Here is a 22,549-nt window from a genome sequence, read left to right as displayed (position 1 = left end):
GACGCGCCCCCGACATGCCGGCGGGCGCTGATGGCGGGGAACGGTCCGGTCGTCGTGATCGGGGCGGGTCTGGCCGGGCTGTCGGCGGCGATCCACCTGGCGGCGCGCGGCCGCGAGGTCGTGGTGGTCGAGGCACGCGACGAGCCAGGGGGATGCTGCGGATCCGCGCAGACCGGGCGCTACCGGTTCGATACCGGCCCTTCGGTGCTGACCATGCCGGAGGTGCTGGCGGACACGTGCGGCGCGGCGGGCGAGGATCTGGAGAACCTGCTGCCGCTGCGGCGCCTCGACCCCTTCTACCGGTTGTCGTTCCACGACGGTTCACGGCTGGACGTGGTGGCGGGCGCGCAGCGGATGGCCGAGAACGTGCGCGCGCTGTGCGGGCCGGACGAGGCGGCCCGCTACCTGCGGTTCCGGCGCCGGCTGGAGGCGATGTTCGAGGCCGAGTGGTCGTCGTTCATCGACGCGGACATGACCCGTCTGCGGAGCATGGCCCGCCCGTTCGCGCTGCTCAGGCTGGCGGCGGCGGGCGGGTTCCGGCGTCTGGACCGGTTCGTGGCGGGCCGGCTGACCGACGAGCGGCTCATCAGGGCGCACACGTTCCAGTCGCTGTATGTCGGGCTTCCTCCCGGCAAGGCGCTGGCCATCTACGCGGTCGTCGCGCACATGGACACCGTCGGCGGGGTGTACTTCCCGGCGTCCGGCGGCATGCACGCCGTCCCGCGGACCCTGGCCACCGTCGCCGAGAAGGCGGGCGCCGCGTTCAGGTACGGCGTGCGCGCCGAGCAGGTCGAGACGGACTCCTCCGGGGTGACGGCGGTACGGCTGGACGGCGGCGAACGGCTCGCGGCCGGGGCGGTCGTGGTCGCCTGCGACCTGGCGCGGGCCCACCAGGGGCTGCTGCCCGGCGCGGCGGGCGACTGGCGGCTGCGCCGTCCGCGCTACTCGCCGTCCTGCCTGGTCATGCACTTCGGGCTCGACCACCGGCCGCCCGGTCAGGCGCACCACACGCTGCACTTCGGCCGGGAGTGGGCCGGCACCTTCTCGGCGCTGACCGCCGGACGCCCGCAGCCCGACCCGAGCCTGCTGGTCACCTGCCCCGAGCCGGACGGCATCATGGCGCCGCCCGGCCATTGCACGTTGAGCGTCCTGGAACCCGCCCCGAACCTGGAGAGCGGAGCCGACTGGGACCGTCTCGCGCCGCGACTGGAGCGGCGCCTGCTCGGCCGCCTGGCGGATCTGGGGTACGGCGACCTGTCGGAGGCACCCCGGCGGACCTTCGACCCGCGGGTCTGGTCCCGCCTGGGCCATTCCGCCGGTACGCCGTTCGCGCTCGACCACCGGTTCTCCCAGACGGCCTGGTTCCGGCCGACCGGTCGCAGCCGCCGCGTCCCCGGCCTGCACTTCGCCGGGATGTACACCGCGCCCGGTGTGGGCGTCCCACCGGCTCTGATCTCCGGACGACTCGCCGCCACCCGCATCCTGGAAGGCAGCCGATGACGCTGACCGCGAGCTATGAGCACTGCCGCCGCATCAACGCCCGCCACGGACGCTCGTTCTACCTGGCCACCCTGCTGCTGCCGGCCTGGAAGCGCAGGCATGTGCACGCCCTGTACGGGTTCACCCGTCATGTGGACGACATCGTCGACGCCTGCGGCGAGTCGGCCGCCGACGCCGACGGGCGGGCCTGCGCGCTCGACGAGGTGACCGGGCGGCTGAACGCGGGCCTGGCAGGCGAGACGGTCAGGGACCCGGTGCTGCCCGCCTTCGTGCACACCGTCCGCTCCTTCGGCATCGAGCGGACCGACCTCGACGCCTTCCTGCGGTCCATGCGCGCCGACCTCACCGTCACCCGGTACGGCACGTACGGCGACCTGATGGTGTACATGGAGGGTTCGGCCGCCGCGATCGGGCTGATGATGCTGCCCATCCTGGAGACGATGCCCGGTGCTGGACGGCCGGCCCGCAAGCCCGCCCGCGAACTGGGACGGGCGTTCCAGCTGACCAACTTCCTGCGGGACGTCACCGAGGACCTGGCCCGTGGCCGCGTCTACCTGCCGCAGGAGGACCTCGCCAAGTTCGGGGTCACCGAGGACGACCTGCGCCGGGGCACCCCGGCACCGGCACTGCGCGACCTGGTGGCGTTCGAGGCCGAACGCGCCCGCGACCACTACCGCCGCGCCCTCGATGGCATCGAGCTGCTGGCACCGTCCTCCCGTCCCTGCATCCGCGCCGCGTACGAGCTGTACGGCGGCATCCTGGACGAGATCGCCCTGGCGGGTCACGATGTGCTGACCGGGCGGGCGCGGGTGCCACGCCGCCGCCGGGCCGCGATCTTCACACGGCATCTGGTGGCCGCCTGGGCCGCGGGCCACGCCGAGCGGCGGCGGCCCGCCGCCGCGCTTCCGTAGGATCACTCCGCGATGGGGGTGTGCAGCGGGTCCTGCCCGTCCCAGGTCCCCTGGCTCGCGTACGGGACGAAACGAGCGAACAGCTCCTCGGCGTACCAGTCCTCGCCGCGCACCCGTCCGATGACGGTGAGGTGCTCGTCCGTGCGGTAGGCGAACCGTGTGACGGCGGCCTCGTCCTCCCACAGCGAGAAGGTCGCCTGCCGGGCCAGTGGCCATTCCCCGATCCCGATCGAGGCCAGGCAGCCCTCCTGACGGTGCAACCGCCGGTTCACGCCGGGAACCGACCGGTAGAAGGCCATCAGCCTGCCGGGACGGATGGACGCCCTGGTCAGCACGGCCACAGGCCCGTTCCCGGACGACCTGACGGGTTCGGCCGCCGCGAAGGGATCCCGTCCGCCCCACCGGCCACGCGAGCCGAGCGGTACGAGCCGGACATGCCACGACTCTTCGGCCTCCTCGCGCCACCGTCCGGCCACCGGCGAGCGCGCAAGGAACTCCTCCAGCGCGGGCTCCCCGTCCCACACGGCGAACAGCGCCCAGCGCCGCAGGTCGGCGCCCAGGGTCATCGACCGGCCGCGGCCCGTGCCCAGCAGGCGCCAGAACGACAGCCCAGCGGTGCCGCGCAGCAGCGGCCGGTCGAACGCCATGTGCCGCATGGCGCCCACACCCGCGTACCGGATGAGATGGAACGAGGCGATGACCCTGTTATCGGCGGCTTCCCTACCCGGCGCGGCCATCGGCGGCTACCCGCGCGACGCCGTCATCGGACGGCCGTACGTGCGCGCACGCCAGGTGCGCGCCGGACGCAGCACCGACCATGTCAGCCGCACCGCCGCAGGCACGTCGGACAACGGCGAGATCGCCAGGCCCACGCCCGGACGCGCGTAACTGCCGCGCAGGGCCGCCGACACGAGAAGCCGCTGGACGAGCAGGACGAGGTCCAGCGGTGTCGGGCGGCCCGCCGCCAACCGCAGCACGGGCAGGGCGAGGGTCAGCCAGACGACCGCGAGATCGGCCGCCATCGCACCGTTCCCGGTGACCTCCCGCAGGGAGATCGTCCGGCCCCACTCGCGCCACACATCGGCGACCGACTCGTGCATGTCCACTTCCAGCAGGGCACCGGCGTCACGGAAGGCGACCCGCCAGCCGTCCCCCGCCAGCAGGCGGCCGAGAGCGACATCGTCGGCGAAGTGGCCGCGGGCCCGCGCGAACCCGTCCGCCTCCAACATCGGGGCCTTCCGGAACGCCATGCACTGGCCGTTCACCAGGAGCCGACGAGACCGCCCGGTGTCCACGCCGATCGGCCCGAACCGGTAGACCAGACCGGCTAGCAGCGAGGCGTGCAACGCCTGCTCGGCCACCCCGTCGCACACGAATCGAGGCCCGGCCGACACCAGGTCGAAATCGTCGAGCAGCGCCACGAGTTCCGCGCACAGGCCCGGCTTCGGGCGCGTGTCGGCGTCCAGCAGCACCACGATCGGTCCCTCGGCGGCGCGCACTCCCTGCTGGAGGGCCCACTGCTTGCCGACCCAGCCGTCCGGCGGCGGCGTCCCGTGGACGACCCGGGCGCCCAGCCGTGCCGCCAGCCGTGCCGTGCCGTCCCGCGACTCGTCGTCCACGATGATCACCTCGGACACCTCGGGGTCCGCGAGCAGCGGCCGCAGGCAGCCCTCGATCCTCGGCTCCTCGTCACGGGCCGGGACGACCACCGAGACCGGCTCCGGCGGCGGGGCGGAGACCCCGGGAACGAGAGGAGCGGGACGGTCCCGGCCACGCGCCAGCCGGGCCGCGACCACCCCGGCCGCCACCGCCTGGAACGGCGTCAGCCACCTCATGGGGACCGCACGCCCGTCCGCACCGGGAAGTCCCTCTCGACGAGCGAGGCGACGATCCGGCCGCCCATCGCGACCAGCGGCAGGCCGCCGCCCGGATGCGCCGACCCGCCCACCAGGTACAGCCCGCGCCGCGGACCCCGGTTGCCCGGCCTGCGGAACGGCGCGAGCACGCCCCGGTAGGCCGTCCCGTAGACCGCGCCGCCCCACGCGCCGTACCGGTCGCGCAGGTCGGCGGGGGTGAACGACTCCACGAACCGCAGCCGCCCCGACAGGTCGTGCCCGTGGCGTGCCAGCCGTTCCAGCACCAGATCGCGGTACGCGTCCGGAGGGATCGGCCAGCGGCCCGGATCACCCGCCGGGACGTTCACCAGCAGCACCCAGTTCTCCGCCCCGGCCGGTGCCTGGGATGGGTCGTCCACCGCGGAGCAGCCGATGGAGATCGTCGGGTCCTCCGGCGGCACCCCGCGCTCGAAGAGGTCGCGGAACTCCCGCCGGTAGTCGGCTGAGAAGGCGATGGAATGGTGCGGCAGCCCCTCCGTGCGTCCCTCCACACCCGCGAGCAGCAGGAACGCCGACGTGGACGGGCCCAGCCTGGCGATCCGGCGCATCCTGCGCCGATCCGGCAGCAGCCTGCCGTACAGGGCGGCGGCGTCGGCGTTCACCACCACCGCGTCCGCGCTCACCCGTTCCCCGGACGCCAGCGCCACGCCGGACACCGCCGACCGGTCGGCGATCACCTCCGCCACCTCCACGCCGGTGTGGACGTCGACCCCGGCCTCGGCCAGCAGGCGGGTCAGGTCGTCGGCGAGCCGGCGGAGGCCGCCCGGCACGTACCAGCCACCGTCGCCGTGCTCGATCGCCGGGATACAGCCGAGCGCGGCCGGTGCCCGATACGGGCTCGACCCCGCGTAGGTGGCGTACCGGCCGACGTACTGCCGCAGCCTCGGGTCGCGGAAGAACCGGCGCGCCAGGCCGTCCAGCGTCCGGCCCGGCGCGATCGCGAGGAGGTCGCCGATCCGCGCCTGCTCGGGCCGGTGGCCCCGTGGCGCGGTGAAGAACGTCCGCCGGGACGCCTCCAGGCAGTGCACCGCCCACCGGTAGAAGGCGCGCCAGGCCGCCCCCTCACCAGGGGCCAGCCGCTCGACCTCCACCGCCATCCGATCCGGATCGCTGTAGGCGCGCAGCTCGGACCCGTCGGCGAAGCGGTAGCGGCACAGCTCGTCCAACTCCACAAACTCGCGTGCGACGCCCAGCTCCCGGAAGATCTCCGGGAGGGTCAGCAGCGACGGCCCCAGCGAAAAGGTGAACCCGTCACGCCGGCGCTCGGCGAGCTTCCCGCCGAGCCGGTCCAGCCGTTCGTACAGCCTGACCCGGTGGCCGCGCCGTGCCAGCAGCAGCGCGGCGACCATCCCACCGCCGCCGCCACCGACGACGATCACCTCGGCCATCGGCGCCTCCACGCCAGGACGGCGAACGCCCCCATGGCCGTCCCGCCGAACGCGGCCACCACCCGGTCCGGCGGCTCGAACACCGCCGAGAACGCCACCGTCTCCATCACCGCCATCACCCCGTAGATCGCGACGAGCCCCCCGGACGGGATCCTCTCCGCCCGCCCCACGATCATGTCGATCGCCGCCATGACCAGCAGCGACACCGCCAGCCATCCCGCGAAGTTGCTGATCGGGACGCCTCGGTACGGCCCGCCGTCCGCCCATGTCCACAGGCCCAGCCGGAGCATCTGCGGATCCAGGAACAGATCCCACGCCGTCAACGCCAGCGCCCCCGCCGCCCACCGCCTGGGCCCGCTCTCCGGGACGATCGCGGTGGCGACGGCGTGCGCGGCCAGCCCCATGCCGCCCCACGCCACCGCAACGATCACCGGCACACCGCCCGGCTGAGGCCGCAACAGCGATGTATAGGAGTACGTCCCGAACGGAACACCCGTACGGACACCGATCCATTCGGCCGCGTACCCGATGCCCACCGCCGCACAGAAGGCTCCGACCGCGCGGGACCCGTCCCGTCCCACGGCGAACGCTACGGCGCTCGCCGCCAGCAGCACCACGACGACGCTCGTCAACCGGATCGGCTCAGGTCGCAGACCCGACACGACCTGGGCCACCACCATCGCGCCCAGGAAACCGGCCCCCGCGAGCACCCAGGCCCCTGCCCGCCGACCGGCGCCGCCCACACGCCGCGCGGCCCAGCGCCCTCGCACCTGCCCCATACACGGCCTTCGCACCAAGCCGTCGTCACGGATGCACCCCTTCCGGCGTGCTCCGGTCGGTTACCGTCAGGCGGTGCGGATTGGACTGGTCACGATCGTGGTGGACGACTATGACGAGGCGATCGGGTTCTTCGTCGGGGCGCTCGGGTTCGAGCTGGTCGAGGACTCGCCGTCACTGACCAACGACGGCCGTCCGAAACGATGGGTCGTCGTGCGACCGCCAGGGGCGGAGACCGGCGTCCTGCTCGCGCGGGCGGACGGTGAACGCCAGGCCGGCGCCGTCGGCAACCAGGTCGCGGGCCGTGTCGGGTTCTTTCTCGAAGTGGACGACTTCGACGCCGCCTATGAACGCATGACGGCCGCCGGGGTCGAATTCGCCACTTCGCCCCGCACGGAAGAATACGGCCGCGTCGCCGTGTTCCTGGACATCGCCGGTAATCGTTGGGATCTTCTCGGTCCCGCGTGACGTGTGCCCGGCCTCATCGTGCGCGGGCGGACAGGCGGGCATGCCAGTCACGCAGGGCCGACTCCAGCGGGGCGACGCCTCCGGCGGAACGGACCTGCTCGATCGCCGTGGCTCTCGTCGACCAGCCGCAGCGCGTCCTCGACGGCGCCCCGGTTGACCGCCTGCATGATCGACGCGGCCGTCCGGTGACCGTGCCCGGAGGCGAGGGCGAGGAACGCGCGCGGGGCCTGCGCGTGCAGAGACGCATCCCCGATTGAAGGTTTCCACGCTCTGAGCAGCTATTTTCGCGGCGAAGTTTACGCCGGTAGTTCAACGATACCGTTCAAGGTATGGACATCACGGACACCGCCCGGCCCCTCGACGGCGGTGCGGGCGTCTCGGCGTTCCTGCGATCGCTGCCCGCCAGGCCGCTGCTGCTCGGCCTGGGCGAGGCCAGGCACTTCGTCGGAGACCTGGGCGAACTGCGCAACGAGATCTTCCGGCATCTGGTCGAGCACGAGGGCTACCGGTCGTTCGCCATCGAGAGCGACTGCCTGAGAGCCCTCGTCGTGGACGACCACATCGCGACGGGCGCGGGCTCGCTCGATGACGTCATGGAACGCGGCTTCAGCCACCGCTTCGGCACGATCCCGGCCAACCGCGACCTCGTCCGCTGGATGCGCGCCTACAACCGGGAGCACGAGACCAAGCTCCGCTTCTACGGCTTCGACGGACCCCTGGAGTACTGGGCCGAGAGCCCGCGCCAGGCGCTCACCGCCCTCTACGACCTCCTCGACGGCCCGCTCCCCTGCACCAGGGAAACCCTCGACGCGCTGCTCGGCCCGGACGACCGTTGGAAGGACGAGGCCACGGTCATGGACCCGTCCCGGTCGATCGGCCGTTCCCCCGACGCCCGGCGGCTCCGGCTGATCGCCGACGACCTGGTGGCACTGCTCGAAACCCAGGCGCCACGGCTCAACGCGAGGGACAGGGAGCGGGCCGCACTGTACGCACGCACGGCGGTCGGGCTGCTCCGCTACCACTCCCGGATGGCCGACACGTCCCCGGCACGCTGGAACCACCTGTCGGCCCTGCGAGACGCGATGATGGCCGCCAACCTGCGCGCCATCGCCGAGCAGGGCCCGGCCCTGATCTCCGCCCACAACCTCCACCTCCAGCCGAAACCGAGCTCCATGGAGTTCGGCGACCGGCGACTGGAATGGTGGAGCGCAGGAGCCATCACCAAGGCGCACTTGGGCGACGCCTACACGTTCCTCGCCTCCGCCCTAGGCAGGGTCGGCGACGACACCCCGGCCGCGGACACCGTCGAAGGCATCCTGTCCGCACTCCCGTGGGACCACGCCCTCGTCGACGCCCGCCACCTGGCCAAGGCCGTCACCGAGCCCACCCAGCGCGTCTCCCGCGATTTCGCCTACATCCCACTGGACCCGGCCGCCCTCGACACCATCGACGGCATCCTCTTCCTCAAACACGCCACCAAGCTGGACCCGGTCACCCCCGATCAACAGGCCGCGGATCCGCCCCAGGACAGTCGGCCGGGGACTACCTGATTCTGATGATCACCTTGCCGAACGGGCCGGCCGACTCGTAGTACCGGAAGGCCTCGGCGGCTTCCTCGAAGGCGAACTCCCGGTTGATGACCGGTCGAAGCCTGGACGCGGTGATGGCCTCGTTCATGCGGGTGAACTGGGCGCGGCTGCCGACGGCCAGCGCCCGGACCGTAGCGGCGGCGCCGAACAGCAGACGGGGGTCGATCGGTGGCCAGTCGCCGGAGACGGACCCGACGAAGGCGATGTGCCCGTCGACGGCGACCGACTTCAGCGACCGCTCCAGCGTCCCGGCGGTGTCGACGACGCGGTCGGCCCCTCGCCCGGCGGTGAGTTCGCGGACGGCGCTGTGCCATTGCGGGGTATCGCGGTAGTTGACGACCTCGTCGGCACCCAGATCGCGAAGGCGCTGTTCCTTGTCCTGGCGGCCCGTTGTGACGATCACCTTCGCGCCCAGGAGCTTGGCGAACTGGAGGGCGAACAGTGACACGCCACCGGAACCGGTGGCCAGCACGGTCTGTCCGGGCTGGACCCCGCGGCCGTCTCCGGTCAGGGCGTTCCACGCGGTGACGGCGGCGCAGGGAAGAGTCGCCGCCTCGGCGTAGGAGAGATGGTCGGGGATGGGCACGAGAGACTGCTCCGGCAGGATGGCCACCTCGGTCAGCATTCCGTCGAGCGAGCCGCCCAACTGCGGCAGGTATGCCCGGTCCAGGGGGCCGTCCAGCCATTCCGGGAACAGTGCGGCGGTGACGCGGTCGCCCGGACGCACCCGCCACGCATCGTCAACCTCGACGAGTGGGCATGGCACATCATCGACAGCATCCAGGCCGAGAGCGCGCGAAACCCGGACGACCAACTCGGAAACCTGGCGTCGGAGCTCATCCACCTGGCGCCACCGCGTCCGCGGGATTCACCGGACCACCTCGGCTTCGCCGTACCGCTGCGCCTCCGCGCAGAAGATCCGGACGACGACCGCGAGCTGACGCTCTTCACCACCCTCACCCACTTCGGCACCGCCACCGACGTCACCATCGCCGAACTACGACTTGAGGCGTTCCTACCGGCCGACGCAACGACCAGCGCCCTACTCACCGAACTCGCCAAGCGGTGACCGACCCCACCCGGCACAGCCCCCGCAGGGGGCGCAAGAAGATCAGCAGGAGCGAATCGGGCACGCTACGGGCACGAAGGCGCGGGGAAGGCGTCCTGAGAGACCGAAGGCCGGGCGGAAGCAACGTACTTCTGCCTGGGCTGTTGGGTGGGTGGAGCCAAGGGGATTCGAACCCCTGACACCCGGCTTGCAAAGCCGGTGCTCTACCAACTGAGCTATGGCCCCTGGTCTGTAGATGTTTGACCTGCGGGTACGCCGGATCGGCGTAATCGGGTCCGATCGTACACCGTTGGGACAGCACAGGATTTCCCGAGCGGGCCGCCGGGTGGAGCACGGCGCCCATCCGCCCCCTCGGAGGCCCGTTCGGCATGCCTAGTGCGGGATCCCGGCGATGATGTCGCGGGCGCCCTTGCGGTTGAGCACCCCGGCCACGTACGCGCCCAGCTCGAACGCACGGTCCCTAGTGTCCCACTCCTGCGCGTACGCGAAATGCGCACCCTCCCGCGTGAACACCATCCCGATCAGGGACAACTGCCCGTCCTCGGTGGTGCGGCAGTGCCCTGCGATCGGGGAGTTGCAGTGCCCTTGCAGGCCGTGCAGCATCGTGCGCTCGGCGGTGACGTGGACACGGGTCTCGGCGTGGTCGATGAGCCCGAGCAGCTCCACCATGCCCTCATCCGCCCTTCGGCACTGCACACCCACCACCCCGGCGCCGACCGCCGGGCACATCTCGTCCATGGAGAAGACCTGCCCGATCCGATGGTCCATCCCGACGTTCACCACGCCGGTACGCGACAGCACGATCCCCTCCAGGTGGTCGCTTTCGTCGAGCTTGGCGATGCGTGTGACGACGTTGCCGCGGAACCGTTCCACCTGGAGGTCAGGGCGGTGCCGGAGGATCTGGGCCTTGCGCCGTACCGCGCTGGTGCCGATCGACGCGCCCGGGGGAAGGTCGTCGATGCCGGCGTACTTGGACCCCTCCCGCCAGATCACGCAGTCGCGGACGTCCTCACGCTCCAGGTAGGCGGCGAACACCAGACCCTCGGGCAGCGGGACGTCGCCGGGCACGTCCTTCATGGCGTGCATGGCCATGTCGATCTCACCGAGCATGAGCGCCCGGTCGATCTCTTTCATGAACGCGCCCTTGCCGCCCAGCGTGGACAGGTCCCCCTTGTGCCGGTCTCCGGAGGTGATGATCTCCACCAGCTCCACCGGCAGGCCGGGCGCGACCCGGTGCAGCGCGTCGATGACGCGCTGGGCGTAGGCGCGGGCCAGGTGAGAACGGCGACAGCCAAGCCTCAGCGGACGGTCCGGGAGCCGGGCCGCGAAGTACCGCTCGGCGGGTGAACCGGTCGGCACGCTCGGCATGATCGTCATCGAAGGTCCTTGATCGTCGCAGGTGAAGGTGGTGGACCGCCACTGGCGAGGCTATCGGCGCCCTGCGGAGCGCCCACGTCGGCCGGTGTCGCGGCGGCCGACCGCGCGGACCAGCACCAGCATGGCCAGCTCGCCGGACGCTGCACACGCGCTCGCGTAGCCGTCTTCCTAGTGGCGGACACCGAGGAACCATCCACGCTCGTGCCTGCGATGGTGGGGAGGCACGCCACGTCGCTCATGGGGCGGTGTGAGCGCCGACCGTGCCGCCGTGCCGGTCTGGATCGGCCGTGTCGCCGGGTGCGCGCCGATCGCCTCCAGGCGCCGCAGGAGATCCACCGGGTCCGCGGCTTCGATCAACCGGTCTGTGCCGTACCGGTCGATCGTCATCGCCCACCACGCGCCCGTGTGCTCGCCGAACCACGCGCGTGTCCCCGGGATCCTGTGCTCCACCTCGGCCGCCGCCCGTGCCTTCTCAGGGCTCACTGGGACAACCCGTGCCGGTGAGCCAGGTTGCCCAGAACGGTCACGCTGGCGTTGATGACCTGGTCGGCCTCGGCGATCGGCTCGCCCCAGGACGTCCAGAACCACAGTCGTCCGCCGTCGGCCTCACGCGGACGGCAGGTGATGGTGTCCGAGGCGCGGCGGACACCGTCACAACACCCCTGCACCTCGGGGTTCTTCACATGGAGCCCGTCCGCGCGCAGGTCGGTCACGAAACGTCGGGTGCCCAGGTGCGCGGCGAGCGCGGCAAGCGCGCTCTCGGGGTTCGTGGGATTCGCCACGAGTCGGAACCACCTTCCGGCCAAGGCCCCGGATCCCCATCGTTCGCCCGCCAGCCGGGGCCGCCTCCTGCGTCTGGCGTCACGCTTACACCCCCACACCAGCGCACCGGCGGTTACCGTGGAAGACGCTGCCTGCTGCCTGCCGGCTCAGGCAGCACCAGGCAGCGGACGCACCGGGGCGAAACGGGGCGATGCGATGACGTTCGGCGGGAGACTCCGTCAGCTCATGGCTGAGCGGGGGATCAGCCAGAGACGCTTGGCCCGTCTCGTCCCCTGCAACGACGGCTACCTGTCACGCGTCGCCCGCAACCTGCAAGTCCCTTCCCCCGAGATGGCCGAGCGGCTCGACGATCTCTTGGACGCCGGTGGGCACCTGGCGCGCATGCGGGACCCCGCACCGCTCCGGCGCGCAGCGAGCGGTGACCTGACCCCCGACGACGAGGAACGCCTCCTACGCGCCGCCCAGAGACCGGGTGGTGCGGACTTGGCCGTGGTCGAGTCGCTAGGGATCGTCCTGGCCGCGCAGCGGCGCATAGAGGACAGCATCGGCTCGGCGCCGCTGATCCCCGCCGTCGTCACCCAGCTCAACACGATCGAGCAGATGGTGATCGAAGCACGCGACCCCGTCCGCCGCCCGCTGCTCGATGTCGCCGCCCAGTGGTCGCAGTTCGCCGGATGGCTGCATGCCAGTGTCGGCGCCACCGGCAAAGCCCTCGCTCACCTGAACACCACGCAGGAGTGGGCCACCGAGATCGGGGACCAGGCCATGGTCGGGTCGGTGATGTCGTGGCGCGGGTATGTCGCCGAACACCGCGGGCACATCGGCCCCATGATCGGGCTGTCGCAGGCGGGGCAGCGGATGCGCGACACCGTCGGCCGCGTCTACGACCTATACCAGGAGGCACGTGCCCGCGCGCTGCTTGGACAGGCCACCGAGGTCGACCGGCTCACCGCCATCGCCGCAGAGGAGGCCCAGAATCAGCGCGCCGAGGACGGCCGCCCATGGGAGTACTACTACTACGCCCCCGGGTTCTTCACCCTGGAGCACGGCACGGCGTACCGCATCCTGGGGCGGGCCGACCCCGACCGCAACGCCGACGCTGTCGAGCTGCTGACCAAGGGGCTGAACAACCTTCCCGCCGAGATGCGCCACTCGGAGTGGGCTGGTGACTTCGTGTTCCAGCTCGCCCGCGCGTATATGCAGGCCGGGGAACACGACCACGCCGCCACGCTGGCCGACGAATTGGCGGAGCTCGCCGACCGTCTCGGCTCGGATCGCATCGCGTGCCGTGCCGCCTCGCTCCGCTGAGCTTGCAGGCGATCGGGCAAATGACGGTCTCGCTTGTACGCATCTTCGCTCCAGGCGGTGGATCCTGACGAGTCACGCGCCAATTCGCCGGGACCAGCGACCGACGAGACGCGGCATCGTCACCACCTACGCGATGAACCGGCTGGCCGAGCTGGGCCGTGCGCTGCATGCCGAGCCGAGGGCGCGAGAGTTGCGGCAGGTGATCATCGCTACGCGCCTGGAGCTTGCGTCTTCTGATCCATAGGTACGACACCAGACCAGCGTTGATCGGCACGGAAATGATCTCGGCGACGCCGTAGGCGTGCATCCGATACACGTGCGCCTCCAGCCCAGCGTACCGCGCGGCGGAAACCTTGATCAGCAGCAGGTACTCCTCGTCCACTTGGACCTCACCCCGCCGCCCGTACGTGGGGGACGGCTACGGGGAGTCGGTGGTGGCTGGGAGGGGGAGGAAGAGGTCGGGGAACTCCTTCACGCTGCCCAGGATGTGGGTGGCGCCCGCGTCGCGGAGGCGGTCCTGGTCGTGCGCTCCGGTCAGGACACCCGCGACGATCGAGGCGCCGGCGCGGCGGCCGGACAGGATGTCGTTCTCGGTGTCGCCGCACACCGCGATGTGCCGGACGTCGTCGGCGCCCAGCCGGAGCGCCGCGGTGAGGATCAGGTCGGGGTACGGGCGGCCGCGGCCGACGCCGATGCCGTCTTCGGGGGACAGCGCCAGGTCGACCCTGGTCCACCAGTCGAGGGCGTCCAGGATCCGGCCGAGGGTGCGGCGGCTGAAACCGGTCGTCAGGCAGATGCGGACGCCGGCGCGGCCCAGCCGTTCGAGCGCGGATTCGGCCCCGGGCACGGGGGTCAGGCCACGGCGATCGACGACCAGGTCGTAGGAGCGTACAAAGGACAGGTTCGCGGCCTGCGCGCGGGCCTCGTCCCCGTCGAACAGCGCCCGGAAGATGTCGATCTTCTGGCGGCCACGGCTTTCGCGGACCCGGGACATCGCGCGCGCGTGCGCGCCCGTCCCGGGGACGACGCCGACGGTCGCGATCGCCTCGGCGAACGCCGTCTCGACGGCGTCCCCATCGACGAGCGTGGTGCCGGCGAGATCGAGGCAGGCGATCGTGATCCGCTCCGCACCGTTCACGCCGGGCCTCCCTCGAAGCCGTCATCCCGTCCGCGGCCGGGCGCGCCGACGGGTCATGGCGGCGCCTTGTCAGCTGTCGGTGGACGTGGCCTCGGTCCACAGATCGAGCTCGGCACGGTCCTGCTGGAGCCTGCGCCACACGACGAAGCCACCGAGCGCGACGACAGCGAGAACGAGCAGCTTCTTCACGGTGGGATCCCCTTCAACATCGACTGTCCAGTCATGCCCGGGCGCGTTCTTTCGCGACGGTGCCCCCAGGCTCTCCGCAGCCTAGCAACCCGCGCCGGACCACCCGCACCCTGTCCGAGTCATTGGACGAACGTCCACACGCGCGGATCCGGGGGATCGATGACGCGCACGGTACCGATCATGTGGCCCGCGTGCCGACTCCCGTCGCGCCCGGGCCGGCCGCATAATCCGGACCATGGGCGGCGCAGAGGACGACTTCCGGCTCTGGGAACGGGAGCTGGAGGATCCCCCGGTCGAGACCGGCACGGGCGTCAAGGCGCTGGTGCTCATGGCCGCCCTGACCGCGGTCGGCTGCGCCGCGCTGATCATCCTCGACCAGGTGCCGCTGGGCACCGCGGGGCTGATCATCGCGTCGATCGTCCTGCTTCTCTGGCGCGCCGGGCTCTGAACGGCCGCCCGCGAGCGTTCCCGGCCGCTTCCGGTCACGGGACGGGCGTCGCACGATCCCGACATCTCGGGCGGTTGCCGTGTCATCATCACCGGCATGGAACTTCGCGGCGCCAGGGTTCTGCTCACGGGTGCGACCGGCGGCATCGGCCAGGCGCTGGCGACGGCGTTCGCGGCGCGCGGCGCGGACGTGGTGCTCACGGGCCGCCGCGCCGACGTGCTGAAGGAGCTCGCGGACGGGATCGGCGCAAAGGCGACCACGCTGACCGCCGACCTCACCGACCGGGAGGCGCCCCTGCGGCTCGTGGAGGAGGCGGGCGACATCGACGTCCTGGTGGCGAACGCGGCGCTTCCCGCGTCCGGGCTGCTCGCCGACTATTCCGTCGCCGAGATCGACCGGGCCCTGGACGTCAACCTCCGCGCGCCCATCGTCATGGCCAAGGCCGCCGGTGAACGGATGGCCGCCCGCCGCCGAGGGCACCTCGTCTTCATCTCGTCCCTCTCCGGCAAGGCCGCGTCGGGACGCGCCGCGCTCTACAACGCGACCAAGTTCGGCATGCGCGGTTTCGCGCTGGCGATGCGTGAGGACATGCGCGAGCACAACGTCGGCGTGTCGACCGTCTTCCCCGGCTTCATCCGGGACGCGGGCATGTTCGCCGAGGCCCAGGTGACCCTTCCGCGAGGCGTCGGCACCCGTTCTCCGCGGGACGTGGCGCGCGCGACGGTGCGGGCCGTCGAGAAGAACATCGCCGAGGTCGACGTCGCGCCCCTGACGATGCGCGTGGGCGCGCTCCTCGCCGGTGCCGCACCGGCCATGGCGGCCGCCGTCCAGCGACGCGCCGGCGGTGACAGGGTCACCCGGACCTCGCCGACCGCCAGCGCCACAAGCGCTGACCTTCTCCGCCGTCGCCCCCGGCGTCCGGGCACTCCTTCCTTGATGATCAAATGGGAAGGGTGTGCGCGTGCCAACACTGGAGGTAGCGGATGACTGAGACCGGCGAACGTCCCGCCCACCACAGCGGCGTGTACCGCATCGGCGGCGACCTGCCGGTGCACCGGCTCGGGTTCGGGGCGATGCGGATCACCGGGCCGGGCGTGTGGGGCGAGCCCGCGGACCGCGGCGAGGCGATCCGGGTGCTCAAGCGCGCGGTCGAGCTGGGCATCGACCTGATCGACACGGCCGACGCCTACGGCCCGTACGTCAGCGAGGACCTGATCGCCGAGGCGCTGCACCCGTACCCGGACGAGCTGGTGATCGCCACGAAGGGCGGGTTCGTCAGGACCGCGCCGGGCAAGTGGGTGCCGGTAGGACGTCCCGAGTACCTGCGGCAGTGCGTGGAGATGAGCCTGCGGCGCCTGAAGCTGGAACGGATCGACCTCTACCAGCTTCACCGGATCGATCCGAAGGTGCCGCTGGCGGACCAGCTCGGTGAGCTCCGCGCCCTCCAGGACGAGGGGAAGATCCGGCACATCGGGTTGTCCGAGGTCACGGTGGACGAGATCAAGGCGTCCCGCGAGCACGCCCCCATCGCGTCCGTCCAGAACCTCTACAACCTGACGGAGCGCAAGTCGCAGGACGTCCTGGAGTACTGCGAGGCGGAGGACATCGCGTTCATCCCGTGGTTCCCGCTGGCGACCGGCGACCTGGCCAAGCCGGGCTCGCCCGTGGCCGACGTCGCGTCCCGCCATGGCGCCACCCCGGCGCAGGTGGCGCTGGCCTGGCTGCTGCACCGTTCGCCGGTGATGCTGCCGATCCCCGGCACATCGAAGGTCGCCCATCTTGAGGACAACGTCGCCGCCGCGACCATCTCCCTCTCCCCGGAGGAGATGACCGAGTTCGAGGAGCTCACCGGCTGAGCGCGCGTCGATCCGCGGACGGGGTGGCGACATCCGGCGTCCCGTTCGCGATAATCCGGGCCGGCGGACCGACCCCGTCCAACGGCCGCGCCCCTACAAGGGAGGCCCGTACATGGTCACGTACAGGGTGAGAGCACGCACCGCGTCACCGCGCGCGTGGGCGCCGAGACCCGCGAATGGACGATCGACGCCCAGCGGCCCACCGCGACCTCTGCCGTGTCGCGGCCGTCCGAAACCCGGCGGCGCCCCGGACGGCCACCGGAGTACGTCTTCGACGGCTCGTTCACCATGCGCCTGACCACGGCCGACGACCGTCCCGGCACGGTGGTCGGCGAGTTCAGGGTGGACGGGGACGGCAGGTACAACTACTTCGACCGGCCCACCGACTCCTCGGCGCCGTTCCTCTTCACCGACAACGGGACGGCGATGATCCGGGCCGTCACTGGATCGCCGGGGTTCCACGCCCCAGGGTGTCCGCCTGGACGTCCGGTCCGGGCTCGTCCCGGCGGCCGGTCCCGCCGGGCGGGTCCTGGGCACGGCGGGAGGTCGCCAGCACGGAACCGCCCAGGATCAGGACGAACGCGCCCACGATCCCGCCCGTGAGCGGCTCGTCCAGGAACAGGACCCCGGCCAGCACCGCGACCGCGGGGTTGATGTAGGTGAACACCATCGCCCGGGACGTCCCGGCCTCACGGATCAGCTCGAAGAAGATCACGAACGCGAGCGCGGTGCACACCACGCCGAGCCCGGCCAACGCGGCCAGCACCGTTCCGTCCGGAACGGACTCCGGCCAGGTCGCGGCGGCCGGGCCGGCGTAGATCAGCGCGGCCAGGGCCAGGCAGGCGGCGGTCAGCGGCAGGCTCGGCACGTCCCCGAGCCGCCGCGCCAGGATCATCGGGGCGATCGAGTAGCCGAGCACCACCAGCATGATCTCGCCGATCGACCAGGCGTTGCCGCCGAGATGCGGCCAGGCCAGCACGGCGACCCCGGCGAGACCGAGCAGCAACCCGGCCCACCGTCCGGCCCCGAGCCGCTCCACCTCCGCGTCCGCCTCGCCGTGACCCGATCCGCCGCGCCGCCGTCCGTTCCAGGTGGCGGCCGCCCGCGCCAGGACGACACCGACGATCGGCACGGCCGCGATCAGCAGCCCGGTCATCGAGCTGGACAGATGCCGTTCGGCGTCCGACACCAGCGCCCACGGACCGAGGATCTCCAGGGTGGCCAACAGGAGGATCATCCGCCAGTGCCGCCGCAGCGCCGCCGGCGTGCCGCGTCCCCTTCCACCCCAGAAGGCCGGCGGCAGCAGCAGGACGGCGCCCAGCGCGGTGCGCGCGAACACCACCATGGGCACCGAGATGCCGCCCTCCACCGCCACCTTGATCATCAGATAGGGGATGCCCCATAACACGCTCATCAGGGCGAACAGCACCCAGCCGCGCCGACTCACGCCGTCCTCCTCTCACGCCCAGACCGTCCGCCTCGGCATGGGGATCAGTCTCGCGGGCCGGGCCGCGCCCCGTCTTGAACGCTGTTGCGGTACTGGCCGGGCGTGATACCGATGACGCGCCGGAACCACCGCGTGAGGTGCGCCTGGTCGGCGAACCCGACGAGTGTCGCCACCTCCGCCGGGCGCAGACCCGCGTCCAGAAGGGAACGGGCACGGGTCACCCGGTGCTGCGCCAGCCAGGCGTACGGAGGCATCCCCATCACCTCGCCGAAGCCACGCACCACCCGGTAACGCGACACCCCCATCTCGGCGGCCAGTTCGCCCAGCGCCGGTGGCGCGACCAGCTCGTCCGCGAGCCGGGACGACACCGTACGGGCGATCCACACGGCCTCGCTCTCGCGCATCGCCGCACGGTGCGGACGGGACGGCCGTTCGGCATGCCGCCGCACCAGCGCGTCCAGCACGGAGAGCAGCATCGACTCGCCCGCGAGCGCGTCCCCGTCCGGACGGCTCAGGACGCGATGCGCCGTCCACAGCCGCCGCGCGAGCCGGCCGTCGTCGATGATCCCGTCCCGGAAGTGCGGTAACGCGCCCTCCTCACGGGACGGCACCGCGTCCGCCAGCAGCTCCGGAACGGGATACAGCACGCGGTAGGCGAACCCGCGTTCGTCCGCGGGCCCGCCGGTGTGCGGTTCGCCGGGTTCCAGGACGACCACGCTTCCTGGCCCGGAGTGGTGGCGTTCGCCCCGGTAACGGATCGTTTCGAGCCCGTCGGTGCACACGCCGATCGCGTACTCCTCGTGCGCGTGCGGCGCGAAGTGCCGGCGGCCGATCCGCGCGGTCATCAGATCCAGGTGGACGCCCCCGACGTCACCGATCCGGGTCCAGACCGCTCGGTCAGGCGGGGAAGAGGTGCCGGATCCGCCAGCGATCGGCGTCACGGCTGAGCTCCGCGATCGCCACCCCGTCGTCCCCGTTGATCCTGACCCGGTAGACGAGCGCCTCCGGAGAGGATCCGTAGGTCTTCAGTACCTCGTCCACGGCGTAACGCGCTCCCCGCCATTCGTACGCGGTGAGCCGCCCCGCCGGATCGTGTTCGGCCCTGATCGGCTCGTTGAGAAGGTGCCCCATGTGACCAGGACCCTAGCACCTGTTCGAACTGGTGTTCGCAACGGTCGGTGGTTCTTCGGCTCCCCGGGCGGACGGGAACGCCTCGGTCACGGGCTCCTACGGTATGCCCGGCGGACGGTCGGAACACAGGACCTCCCGGCGTGGCGTGTCCTCACCGTACCGTCGCGCCACGAGTTGACTTCAAGCCGACTTGAAGTCGCAGCATTCCCTCATGACCGCGACCGATGTTCTGATACAGATGCTCGACGCGTTCGACGGCAGGCCCGACGCCACCGCGCTGCGAGCCCGATCGTACGATCTCCTTCTTCCTCCCGGCGGTCCCGGCGGCCCCGTGGCGGACGTGGGCTGCGGCGCCGGACGCGCCGTCGCCGAGCTGTCCGAACGAGGCGTGCGCGCGATCGGCGTCGACCTCAGCGAGCAGATGATCGAAGTGGCCGCCCGCCGCCGGCCGGATCTCGATGTCCGTGTCGGGGACGCCTGCGCGCTCCCCTTCAAGGACGGGGAACTTGTGGGCTACCGGGCCAACAAGGTGCTGCACACCCTTCCCGACCCCGCCCAGGGGATCGCCGAGGCGTACCGCGTCCTGGCCCCCGGTGGGCGAGCCGTCGTGCTCGGCCAGGACTGGGAGGCCACCGTGATCGACTCGGACAGGCCGGAGCTGACGCGCCGCATCATCCAGGCCCGTGCCGAAAAGGTCCGGCACCCGCGCGCGGCCCGTGCGCAACGCCGCCTGCTCCTCGACGCCGGTTTCCGGGAGGTGACGGTCGAGGCCCACACGGCGGTGTTCACGGGTGAGCTGGCGATGCTGCTGGTGTCCGACACGGTGGAGGCGTGCCGGAAGGCGGAGGCCGTCACGGACGTGGAGGCCGACGAGTGGCTCGGCGAACAGCGGCTCCGGGCCGGCAACGACCGGCTCTTCGTCGCCGTCCCGTTCTTCATGGCCGCGGGAACCCGTCCCTGACGGCCGGGGATCCGCTTCATCCACAGGCTGTGGGTAACGCGACGCACACCTTTCAGGCCCCGTCAGAACGGCGGTTCGGGGGACGTCTCCACAGCGAAATCCCCAGTAAGGCAGTCCCATCGGCCCTCTGGAAGGGCGTCCCGTGCCTTCACGGGGCGCCCTCGCTCCCGTCCCTCCCGCAACCTTGCCGTCCACACCCTGTGGATAACCGTGACCCACATCGTGTGGGTACCGGGCTCCACAGTCGTCCACAGTTCTCCCTCACCCGGCGCGCACCGTTATCCACGCCGTGGATAAGACTCTGACCAGCAGAAACACGGTGGCTGTTCGGGTGCGGCCGCACCTCGTTCACACCCTGTGGGCAACCGCGCTCCACAACGCCCGGGAACGGTGGATCGCCGTCACCCACCGCCCATCCCCAACTACATCAACACCGTGCGACCGATCAAGCACCCACAGCCGCCGGGAACGCGAGCCGAGTGCGCCGTGAGATGGGACCACACCCACCTGTCCACAACCTGTGGACAAGCTCGCCGTCAATCCCACCAGAACGACCAGTGGTCGGCGCCGACCAGGCCCTTCGCGTACTCCTCAAGGGAGCCGACCCCCTGCCAGATGTTGTCCGGGCAGAACGCCAGGTGCTCGGCCGCGACCCGAAGCGCGTGGTCCGGCGTCACCGGAGGCGCCGCCACCGACAGGCTCAGCTCGTCGAACCCGACCGCCACCACCCGGGCGCCGAAGCGCTCCTCCCAGGACCGGACCACCGCCGAGATCTCCTGAGTGTGGTTGGTGTGGTTGCAGGGGCCGTCCCATCCGACGATGGTCAGCGTGTCGGCGCCCCGGGCCGCCGGCACCAGGCCGAGCAACCAGTCACGGCCGATCGACAACGTCTCGGCGATCCGCCGCGCCACGACGTCCGGGTCCTCGCCGCCCTCACCGGCCGCCGCGAGCCCAGGCCACGGACCGCTGAGGAAGTCATCGGCCCCGTCCTCCTCGGGCTCGGGCGCGACCGCGTCCCAGAAGCGCCGCAGCACCCCGTTCGCGGTCAGGACGTCGATCGTCCCCACCGGTTTGGGGAACAGCTCGCCGACGTGCCACGGCCGACCCGGCTCACCGTCGAGCGTGTTCAGCAGCAACGGGTACAGCCCCGTCTCCTCGCGGCGCTCGAACAACCGCATCCAGTGCATGGCCGCGTCACCGGCGGGCTCGTTCGACACCCACAGGAAATCCGGTCCCGTCCACTCCTCCTCATCGAGGTAAACGGGGTCGGGTTCCACCGGCGCACCCGCCGGAAGATCGTCGGGCAACCGGGAGAAGGGGGACTCGATCGGCATGACGCGCAATCTAGCGCTCCCCTCCGACACTCGCCGCCCATCCGGCCGGCACCGCCTGTGGATGAAGCCGATCCCCAACGGTGGACAACCCGCCCGTCGCTTCGTCCACCGATCCGTCCCCGCCACCGTCTCCGCAGCTCACCCCATGCCCATCGGGCTGACCTGCACAAAGGGGCTTGGCGTGGATCTCGATCCACAGCCTGTGGATAACACGCCTCCACAATCCACTGGGAAGCCCGTGCGCGGTGTCCACCTTCTATCCGCAACCTTGTCCCCAGCCTCAGCGGAATCCTCCCACCCCCCGCGACCCGTACTGGCCGCATCACGCCACGTGTAATCCGCCGCGCCGGCATCAAGCGTCACACGAACGTCTCCCCCGCTCCAGAGGGCAGGGCCCCCCGCCGGACCGGCCTCTCAAGACGGGATCGACAACATGTACGGACCACCCCCCGGACCACCGCCGCCCGGCCCGCGTCCCTACCGACGTGACCCGGGCGTCTCCCGCCCCGCCGTCGCGGCCATCGCCACCGGTTGCCTGCTGCTGGGCTGCCTGGGCGGCTGCATCACCGGCATCGGGTTGGCGTCCACCCCGACGACCGCAGGCACCGGAGCCGCCGCCTCAAGCTCGGCCTCGCCCTCAGCACCGCCCTCAACCCCCTCGTCGCCGCCATCGACACCGTCGCCGACCGAGACCTCCAGCCAACCGGCACCCACACGTACAGCCAGCCCGTCCCCCACCAAAAAGACCAAGCGCCCAACAACCCGCCGGACACCCAAACGCGCCCCCAAGCCGAAACCGGCCCTCGACCCGCGCTACCCCACCTGCGCCGCCGCAAAGCGAGCGGGCCTGGGCCCCTACCGCCACGGCGTCGACCCTGAGTACGAGTGGTACCAGGACCGAGACCGCGACGGCACGGTCTGCGAATAACCCACCCGCCGTCCCTCCCGAACGAAGACGGGAGCACCTTCACGCCCCAACC

General features: G+C 71.5%; 25 protein-coding genes, 1 tRNA gene and 2 pseudogenes. 11 read left to right on the top strand and 17 right to left on the bottom strand.

Annotated elements, in window-relative coordinates:
• Nucleotides 1-30: 30 nt before the first annotated feature.
• A complete protein-coding gene (locus tag ACGWYJ_RS15095) occupies nt 31-1,500 on the top strand; it encodes a phytoene desaturase family protein (RefSeq protein WP_395106592.1) in 1,470 nt (489 codons plus the stop codon).
• Nucleotides 1,497-2,411 (top strand): phytoene/squalene synthase family protein, encoded by a 915-nt coding sequence (locus ACGWYJ_RS15090; RefSeq protein ID WP_395106591.1) that lies wholly within the window; start codon nt 1,497-1,499, stop codon nt 2,409-2,411. Before ACGWYJ_RS15095 ends, ACGWYJ_RS15090 begins: the two co-directional genes overlap by 4 nt.
• A 2-nt stretch (nt 2,412-2,413) precedes the next feature.
• Here the strand turns inward: ACGWYJ_RS15090 and ACGWYJ_RS15085 are convergent, their stop codons facing one another.
• The 4 genes from ACGWYJ_RS15085 to ACGWYJ_RS15070 are packed head-to-tail and all read right to left on the bottom strand — an operon-like array spanning nt 2,414 to nt 6,473.
• Nucleotides 2,414-3,148 (bottom strand): spheroidene monooxygenase, encoded by a 735-nt coding sequence (locus ACGWYJ_RS15085; protein WP_395106590.1) that lies wholly within the window; start codon nt 3,146-3,148, stop codon nt 2,414-2,416.
• A gap of 6 nt (nt 3,149-3,154) precedes the next feature.
• Nucleotides 3,155-4,246 carry a glycosyltransferase gene (locus ACGWYJ_RS15080; RefSeq protein ID WP_395106589.1) on the bottom strand — a complete coding sequence of 364 codons (1,092 nt, stop codon included), beginning with the start codon at nt 4,244-4,246 and terminating at the stop codon, nt 3,155-3,157.
• Nucleotides 4,243-5,694 (bottom strand): phytoene desaturase family protein, encoded by a 1,452-nt coding sequence (locus ACGWYJ_RS15075; RefSeq protein ID WP_395106588.1) that lies wholly within the window; start codon nt 5,692-5,694, stop codon nt 4,243-4,245. The genes ACGWYJ_RS15080 and ACGWYJ_RS15075 overlap by 4 nt, the downstream gene beginning before the upstream one ends.
• Nucleotides 5,682-6,473 carry a carotenoid biosynthesis protein gene (locus ACGWYJ_RS15070; protein WP_395106587.1) on the bottom strand — a complete coding sequence of 264 codons (792 nt, stop codon included), beginning with the start codon at nt 6,471-6,473 and terminating at the stop codon, nt 5,682-5,684. The genes ACGWYJ_RS15075 and ACGWYJ_RS15070 overlap by 13 nt, the downstream gene beginning before the upstream one ends.
• Nucleotides 6,474-6,546: 73 nt before the next feature.
• On the opposite strand from ACGWYJ_RS15070, the gene ACGWYJ_RS15065 reads away from it, so the two are divergent.
• Nucleotides 6,547-6,939, top strand: a complete 393-nt coding sequence (locus ACGWYJ_RS15065; protein WP_395106586.1) for a VOC family protein — start codon at nt 6,547-6,549, stop codon at nt 6,937-6,939.
• A gap of 329 nt (nt 6,940-7,268) precedes the next feature.
• A complete protein-coding gene (locus ACGWYJ_RS15060) occupies nt 7,269-8,489 on the top strand; it encodes an erythromycin esterase family protein (protein ID WP_395106585.1) in 1,221 nt (406 codons plus the stop codon).
• On the opposite strand, the gene ACGWYJ_RS15055 is transcribed toward ACGWYJ_RS15060, so the two are convergent.
• On the bottom strand, nt 8,482-9,114 hold the full coding sequence (locus tag ACGWYJ_RS15055; RefSeq protein WP_395106584.1) for an NAD(P)-dependent alcohol dehydrogenase: 633 nt from the start codon (nt 9,112-9,114) through the stop codon (nt 8,482-8,484). The two genes, ACGWYJ_RS15060 and ACGWYJ_RS15055, sit on opposite strands and share 8 nt — an antisense overlap.
• On the opposite strand from ACGWYJ_RS15055, the gene ACGWYJ_RS15050 reads away from it, so the two are divergent.
• Nucleotides 9,097-9,597 (top strand): hypothetical protein, encoded by a 501-nt coding sequence (locus ACGWYJ_RS15050; RefSeq protein ID WP_395106583.1) that lies wholly within the window; start codon nt 9,097-9,099, stop codon nt 9,595-9,597. The genes ACGWYJ_RS15055 and ACGWYJ_RS15050 overlap by 18 nt on opposite strands.
• Nucleotides 9,598-9,749: 152 nt before the next feature.
• Here ACGWYJ_RS15050 and ACGWYJ_RS15045 read toward each other — a convergent pair.
• From ACGWYJ_RS15045 to ACGWYJ_RS15030, 4 genes are all read right to left on the bottom strand, one after another.
• A tRNA-Ala gene (locus tag ACGWYJ_RS15045) sits at nt 9,750-9,822 on the bottom strand.
• Nucleotides 9,823-9,969: 147 nt separating this feature from the next.
• Nucleotides 9,970-10,974 carry a hydroxymethylbilane synthase gene (gene hemC, locus ACGWYJ_RS15040; RefSeq protein WP_395106582.1) on the bottom strand — a complete coding sequence of 335 codons (1,005 nt, stop codon included), beginning with the start codon at nt 10,972-10,974 and terminating at the stop codon, nt 9,970-9,972.
• A gap of 168 nt (nt 10,975-11,142) precedes the next feature.
• Nucleotides 11,143-11,457 carry a hypothetical protein gene (locus ACGWYJ_RS15035; protein ID WP_395106581.1) on the bottom strand — a complete coding sequence of 105 codons (315 nt, stop codon included), beginning with the start codon at nt 11,455-11,457 and terminating at the stop codon, nt 11,143-11,145.
• Entirely contained in the window at nt 11,454-11,756 is a 303-nt protein-coding gene (locus tag ACGWYJ_RS15030; protein WP_395106580.1) for a hypothetical protein, read from the bottom strand. Before ACGWYJ_RS15030 ends, ACGWYJ_RS15035 begins: the two co-directional genes overlap by 4 nt.
• A gap of 196 nt (nt 11,757-11,952) precedes the next feature.
• On the opposite strand from ACGWYJ_RS15030, the gene ACGWYJ_RS15025 reads away from it, so the two are divergent.
• On the top strand, nt 11,953-13,065 hold the full coding sequence (locus tag ACGWYJ_RS15025) for a helix-turn-helix domain-containing protein (protein WP_395106579.1): 1,113 nt from the start codon (nt 11,953-11,955) through the stop codon (nt 13,063-13,065).
• Nucleotides 13,066-13,309: 244 nt separating this feature from the next.
• Here the strand turns inward: ACGWYJ_RS15025 and cutA are convergent.
• From cutA to ACGWYJ_RS15010, 3 genes and pseudogenes are all read right to left on the bottom strand, one after another.
• A pseudogene (gene cutA, locus ACGWYJ_RS15020) lies at nt 13,310-13,462 on the bottom strand (divalent cation tolerance protein CutA); the annotation flags it as partial.
• Nucleotides 13,463-13,483: 21 nt separating this feature from the next.
• Nucleotides 13,484-14,203, bottom strand: coding sequence for an HAD family hydrolase (locus tag ACGWYJ_RS15015; RefSeq protein WP_395106578.1), 720 nt, complete (start codon nt 14,201-14,203; stop codon nt 13,484-13,486).
• A 69-nt stretch (nt 14,204-14,272) separates the two neighbouring features.
• Entirely contained in the window at nt 14,273-14,392 is a 120-nt protein-coding gene (locus ACGWYJ_RS15010; RefSeq protein ID WP_211245696.1) for a DLW-39 family protein, read from the bottom strand.
• Between the two features lie 235 nt (nt 14,393-14,627).
• Between ACGWYJ_RS15010 and ACGWYJ_RS15005 the strand changes: the two genes are divergently transcribed.
• From ACGWYJ_RS15005 to ACGWYJ_RS14995, 3 genes are all read left to right on the top strand, one after another.
• Nucleotides 14,628-14,840, top strand: a complete 213-nt coding sequence (locus ACGWYJ_RS15005; protein ID WP_395106577.1) for a hypothetical protein — start codon at nt 14,628-14,630, stop codon at nt 14,838-14,840.
• A gap of 96 nt (nt 14,841-14,936) precedes the next feature.
• Complete coding sequence (locus ACGWYJ_RS15000; protein WP_395106576.1) at nt 14,937-15,827, top strand: SDR family NAD(P)-dependent oxidoreductase; 891 nt, start codon at nt 14,937-14,939, stop codon at nt 15,825-15,827.
• A complete protein-coding gene (locus ACGWYJ_RS14995) occupies nt 15,824-16,696 on the top strand; it encodes an aldo/keto reductase (protein WP_395106575.1) in 873 nt (290 codons plus the stop codon). The genes ACGWYJ_RS15000 and ACGWYJ_RS14995 overlap by 4 nt, the downstream gene beginning before the upstream one ends.
• A 439-nt stretch (nt 16,697-17,135) precedes the next feature.
• Here ACGWYJ_RS14995 and ACGWYJ_RS14990 read toward each other — a convergent pair whose 3' ends face one another.
• Genes ACGWYJ_RS14990 through ACGWYJ_RS14980 form a run of 3 tightly spaced genes read right to left on the bottom strand, consistent with a single transcriptional unit; the run spans nt 17,136 to nt 19,274 of the window.
• On the bottom strand, nt 17,136-18,143 hold the full coding sequence (locus ACGWYJ_RS14990; RefSeq protein WP_395106574.1) for a DMT family transporter: 1,008 nt from the start codon (nt 18,141-18,143) through the stop codon (nt 17,136-17,138).
• Between the two features lie 44 nt (nt 18,144-18,187).
• Nucleotides 18,188-18,988 carry an AraC family transcriptional regulator gene (locus tag ACGWYJ_RS14985; protein ID WP_395106573.1) on the bottom strand — a complete coding sequence of 267 codons (801 nt, stop codon included), beginning with the start codon at nt 18,986-18,988 and terminating at the stop codon, nt 18,188-18,190.
• A gap of 52 nt (nt 18,989-19,040) precedes the next feature.
• Nucleotides 19,041-19,274: a hypothetical protein gene (locus ACGWYJ_RS14980; RefSeq protein ID WP_395106572.1), complete on the bottom strand. Its 234-nt coding sequence runs from the start codon at nt 19,272-19,274 to the stop codon at nt 19,041-19,043.
• Nucleotides 19,275-19,485: 211 nt separating this feature from the next.
• Here ACGWYJ_RS14980 and ACGWYJ_RS14975 point away from each other — a divergent pair, with 211 nt between their 5' ends.
• Nucleotides 19,486-20,235 carry a methyltransferase domain-containing protein gene (locus tag ACGWYJ_RS14975; protein WP_395106571.1) on the top strand — a complete coding sequence of 250 codons (750 nt, stop codon included), beginning with the start codon at nt 19,486-19,488 and terminating at the stop codon, nt 20,233-20,235.
• Between the two features lie 536 nt (nt 20,236-20,771).
• Here ACGWYJ_RS14975 and ACGWYJ_RS14970 read toward each other — a convergent pair.
• Together ACGWYJ_RS14970 and ACGWYJ_RS14965 are read right to left on the bottom strand one after the other, a co-directional pair.
• Entirely contained in the window at nt 20,772-21,569 is a 798-nt protein-coding gene (locus tag ACGWYJ_RS14970; protein WP_395106570.1) for a DUF4253 domain-containing protein, read from the bottom strand.
• Between the two features lie 477 nt (nt 21,570-22,046).
• The gene (locus tag ACGWYJ_RS14965; RefSeq protein ID WP_395106661.1) at nt 22,047-22,283 is read right to left on the bottom strand and encodes a hypothetical protein; all 237 of its coding nucleotides are present in this window, start codon (nt 22,281-22,283) and stop codon (nt 22,047-22,049) included.
• A 112-nt stretch (nt 22,284-22,395) separates the two neighbouring features.
• Between ACGWYJ_RS14965 and ACGWYJ_RS14960 the strand changes: the two are divergent.
• Nucleotides 22,396-22,497 (top strand): annotated as a pseudogene (locus tag ACGWYJ_RS14960) (excalibur calcium-binding domain-containing protein); the annotation flags it as partial.
• Nucleotides 22,498-22,549: the final 52 nt, after the last annotated feature.

This window comes from Actinomadura sp. SCN-SB (assembly GCF_043906805.1).
Lineage (GTDB): Bacteria > Actinomycetota > Actinomycetes > Streptosporangiales > Streptosporangiaceae > Spirillospora.
This window is presented reverse-complemented; position numbering and strand designations above follow the sequence as displayed.

What these genes read in the sequence shown, in the direction of transcription:
- ACGWYJ_RS15095 (WP_395106592.1), top strand. Translation starts at nt 31, where the DNA reads ATGGCGGGGAACGGTCCGGTCGTCGTGATCGGGGCGGGTCTGGCCGGG.
- ACGWYJ_RS15090 (WP_395106591.1), top strand. Translation starts at nt 1,497, where the DNA reads ATGACGCTGACCGCGAGCTATGAGCACTGCCGCCGCATCAACGCCCGC.
- ACGWYJ_RS15085 (WP_395106590.1), bottom strand. Translation starts at nt 3,148, where the DNA reads ATGGCCGCGCCGGGTAGGGAAGCCGCCGATAACAGGGTCATCGCCTCG.
- ACGWYJ_RS15080 (WP_395106589.1), bottom strand. Translation starts at nt 4,246, where the DNA reads ATGAGGTGGCTGACGCCGTTCCAGGCGGTGGCGGCCGGGGTGGTCGCG.
- ACGWYJ_RS15075 (WP_395106588.1), bottom strand. Translation starts at nt 5,694, where the DNA reads ATGGCCGAGGTGATCGTCGTCGGTGGCGGCGGCGGTGGGATGGTCGCC.
- ACGWYJ_RS15070 (WP_395106587.1), bottom strand. Translation starts at nt 6,473, where the DNA reads ATGGGGCAGGTGCGAGGGCGCTGGGCCGCGCGGCGTGTGGGCGGCGCC.
- ACGWYJ_RS15060 (WP_395106585.1), top strand. Translation starts at nt 7,269, where the DNA reads ATGGACATCACGGACACCGCCCGGCCCCTCGACGGCGGTGCGGGCGTC.
- ACGWYJ_RS15050 (WP_395106583.1), top strand. Translation starts at nt 9,097, where the DNA reads ATGGTCGGGGATGGGCACGAGAGACTGCTCCGGCAGGATGGCCACCTC.
- hemC (WP_395106582.1), bottom strand. Translation starts at nt 10,974, where the DNA reads ATGACGATCATGCCGAGCGTGCCGACCGGTTCACCCGCCGAGCGGTAC.
- ACGWYJ_RS15025 (WP_395106579.1), top strand. Translation starts at nt 11,953, where the DNA reads ATGACGTTCGGCGGGAGACTCCGTCAGCTCATGGCTGAGCGGGGGATC.
- ACGWYJ_RS15005 (WP_395106577.1), top strand. Translation starts at nt 14,628, where the DNA reads ATGGGCGGCGCAGAGGACGACTTCCGGCTCTGGGAACGGGAGCTGGAG.
- ACGWYJ_RS15000 (WP_395106576.1), top strand. Translation starts at nt 14,937, where the DNA reads ATGGAACTTCGCGGCGCCAGGGTTCTGCTCACGGGTGCGACCGGCGGC.
- ACGWYJ_RS14995 (WP_395106575.1), top strand. Translation starts at nt 15,824, where the DNA reads ATGACTGAGACCGGCGAACGTCCCGCCCACCACAGCGGCGTGTACCGC.
- ACGWYJ_RS14985 (WP_395106573.1), bottom strand. Translation starts at nt 18,988, where the DNA reads ATGACCGCGCGGATCGGCCGCCGGCACTTCGCGCCGCACGCGCACGAG.
- ACGWYJ_RS14980 (WP_395106572.1), bottom strand. Translation starts at nt 19,274, where the DNA reads ATGGGGCACCTTCTCAACGAGCCGATCAGGGCCGAACACGATCCGGCG.
- ACGWYJ_RS14975 (WP_395106571.1), top strand. Translation starts at nt 19,486, where the DNA reads ATGACCGCGACCGATGTTCTGATACAGATGCTCGACGCGTTCGACGGC.
- ACGWYJ_RS14970 (WP_395106570.1), bottom strand. Translation starts at nt 21,569, where the DNA reads ATGCCGATCGAGTCCCCCTTCTCCCGGTTGCCCGACGATCTTCCGGCG.